Below are 3,039 nucleotides of genomic sequence, written 5' to 3'. Positions count from 1 at the left end.
CGTTAGGGTTTCACCCATGGCGGTTGGTCCTCCTGAATCAGGTTCTGCCAGGAACTCTCTGATTTATCAGTAGGATACCAACCGCCATCTTCATTTCCAGGGCTGCCCGGTGAATATCAGGGGATGACCTGTCCGCCTTTGTGGCCGCCGAATCCCAGAATGCGCTTCACCTCCACCGCCGCGCACTCGCCGCCAGGAAGACCTCTCAGGCCGTCGATCTGACCCTGGCAGTAGATGATAATGCCCCGCGCATAGTGCGGATGGAGAGCGTGGCGGAGCCCGCCACGGACTCTGGTGCCGCTTGGTTCCGCTGTGCCCTGATGGATATCACGGAACGCCGACGGGTGGAGGACCAACTCCGAATCGCTGGCCGAGTGTATGAGGATGCCGGGGATGCCATCGTAGTGATGGACCCTACCGGTCGTATCCAGTCCGTCAACAAGGCCTACATCCGGATTACCGGTTATGTTGAAAACGATGCGCTGGGAACGAGCCTAAACAGCCTGGTCAAAACGGATCACCACGGCCAAGCCTCATACAAAGAGATTTGGGAGAATCTCAACAAGCGGGGCTTCTGGCAGGGGGAAATATGGGACCGCCGCAAGAGCGGCGAGGAATTCCCGGCATGGCTGACCCTCAATCGCCTCGACGACGACCAGGAGAAGCCCCGAAATTTAGTGGCTGTCTTCTCGGATATCAGTCAAATCAAGGCCTCTCAGCGCAAGATCGAGTACCTCGCTAGCCACGATGTTTTGACCGGACTGCCCAACCGCAGCCTGTTCCAGGACCGAGCCTACCAGGCCCTTGTCCAGGCCCGTCGCAACGGAAGTCAGATGGCCCTTATGTTCCTGGATCTGGACCATTTCAAGGACATCAATGACACCCTCGGCCACGAGATGGGAGATGCACTGCTGGTACAAGTGGCCGCCCAGCTTCGGGAGTGGCTGCGAGATGTGGACACGGTTGCGCGAATAGGCGGTGACGAATTCACGGTGGTATTCACCGACTGTGATGTCCGAAAGACTGGGTTAATCGCCCAGCACCTGGTGGATCGCCTCGCCGGCACTTTCGAGGTCCGAGGCAGCCACCTGCGCTGCACCGCCAGCGCCGGCCTGGCCTTGTACCCAGGGGACGGCGATGACGTGGACACCCTGTGCCAAGCCGCCGACATGGCCATGTGTCTCGCCAAGGAGAGTGGTCGTAATCGGCTGCGGTTATATGAATCGGGGCTGCAGGAGCGCCTCCTAGAGGACCGAGCGCTCGGGGAGGCGTTGCGCCGGGCCCTCACCCACGAAGAGCTGCGCCTGGTGTATCAGCCCCAGTTCGACGCGAGTGACCCCGATCGACTCGTGGGGGCCGAGGCCCTGCTGCGCTGGGAGGATCCCGAGAAGGGGGAGATCAGCCCGGTGCGGTTCATCCCGATCGCCGAGAGAACCGACCTGATTACGGAGCTGGGCCAGCGGGTGGTGGCGCTCCTGTGCGAGCAGGTAGGCGCCTGGCGGGCCGCCGGACTCGTTCCGCCCCCCATCTCCTTGAATGTCTCGCCCAAGGACTTTCGAGGGGGGCAGTTCACCTCGGAGCTGTTCAGGTCCATGGCCCGGCACGGGGTTACGGCGGACCAGCTTCAGGTCGAACTCACCGAGAGCACGCTCACCGAGCACTCCGATATCGTCAGCCAGGAAATCCAGCGGCTTCACGCGAAGGGAATCGAACTGGCCATTGACGATTTTGGGACGGGCTTCTCCTCGCTGGTCAACCTCAAGCGGCTTCCCCTGGCCGAGCTCAAGATCGATAAATCCTTCGTGGACGGCCTGGGCGACAACGAGCACGACGAGGCCATCGGCCGGGCCAGCCTCGCCATGGCCCAGGCATTCGGGCTGAGGACCGTGGCCGAGGGCGTCGAGAGCCAAGAGCAGTTGGCCTGGCTGCAGGCGCATGCCTGTGACCGAATCCAGGGGCTTCTTCTCTCTCGTCCCCTGGAAGCCAACGCCTTTCAGGCCATGCTTTGTGATATCTAAAATGCGACACAGGGGACAGGTCTCCCGATAGATGAATAGTTCTCTCCCATGAATGAGACAGGTTGAAAAGTCATGGACGGCTATGCCTGGTGGGCTAGATTCACTAGACTATAGCTATTCCTATCTATTGGAGGGAGTTCATGTATTTAACAAGGGCAAGGCGGTTTTCATTGATAAGACAATGGTGGATGTGAACACCAAAATGATAAGTCCAGACGATCCTGGCGTGGAAAGATCGACAGACTTTTTCATAAAGTCAGCTTCCTTTATAGGACCTGAATCCGTGATGCCGCCGCAGACACTCTTCCTATCCCCCCCAACGAGCATTTTTTGAGCACTCGGACCGCATATCGATGGATGCGCTGGTCCGATATCTCCAAAAATACCCGTGCCGATCGGTCCAGATGACTCGTTTTTTCCCGCTTTTCCTTCTGCCGGGCACGGCCAGGCCGGCGGCCGGTAGTCGCCACTCGCGCACTGCCTGGGGGTAGTCTCCGGGAGGCGGTCAGTATGGCGAACCTCGCGGGTAACGCAGTCGGCTCCGCAGGGTGTTCAGCACCGTCATGCGTCCGATGTCCTGGCCGAAGTCGAGAATGATCTGCCTCGCCTTGTGGATAACCAGAGCGGCACGATGAACGAGTTCTTGCAGCACCGTGCGTAGCCGGCGCCGATTGGCCGAATGGCGGACCGGACTCAGCTCGCCGGTCATGCCCAGCTGCCCCATCAGCCGGAGGATGTTGTAGGCCAACTGCGCCAGGTGCAGGATCAGGTCGTTGGTGGCGAACTTGCCCGACGGCAAGCGCTCCAGGTCGAGATCGGTCTTGATCTCGCTGTGGAACTGCTCATGGGTTGCGTGAGCCTGGTAGTGCTGGATAACCGCCTCAGGGTGCTCATTGTAGAGCGACAATCAAGTTGAGAGTCACGCGACAATCAAGATGAGAAAGCCGAGACCTTGTGTCGCCGAGGTCGTGAGGGCGTAGCCCGAGCGACCTCGGCGAGTGAAGGACGGCGGGCTCCCCTC

At 60.0% G+C, this 3,039-nt stretch carries 1 protein-coding gene and 1 pseudogene; one reads left to right on the top strand and one right to left on the bottom strand.

Going from position 1 to position 3,039, the window contains the following annotated elements:
- The first annotated feature begins 140 nt into the window (after nucleotides 1–140).
- On the top strand, nucleotides 141–2,018 hold the full coding sequence (locus MKP05_RS21045) for a putative bifunctional diguanylate cyclase/phosphodiesterase (RefSeq protein WP_240570106.1): 1,878 nt from the start codon (nucleotides 141–143) through the stop codon (nucleotides 2,016–2,018).
- 505 nt (nucleotides 2,019–2,523) lie between these two features.
- On the opposite strand, the pseudogene MKP05_RS21040 reads toward MKP05_RS21045, so the two are convergent.
- Nucleotides 2,524–2,913 (bottom strand): annotated as a pseudogene (locus MKP05_RS21040) (transposase); the annotation flags it as partial.
- Nucleotides 2,914–3,039: the final 126 nt, after the last annotated feature.

This window comes from Halomonas flagellata (assembly GCF_022487945.1).
GTDB lineage: Bacteria > Pseudomonadota > Gammaproteobacteria > Pseudomonadales > Halomonadaceae > Halomonas > Halomonas flagellata.
This window is presented reverse-complemented; position numbering and strand designations above follow the sequence as displayed.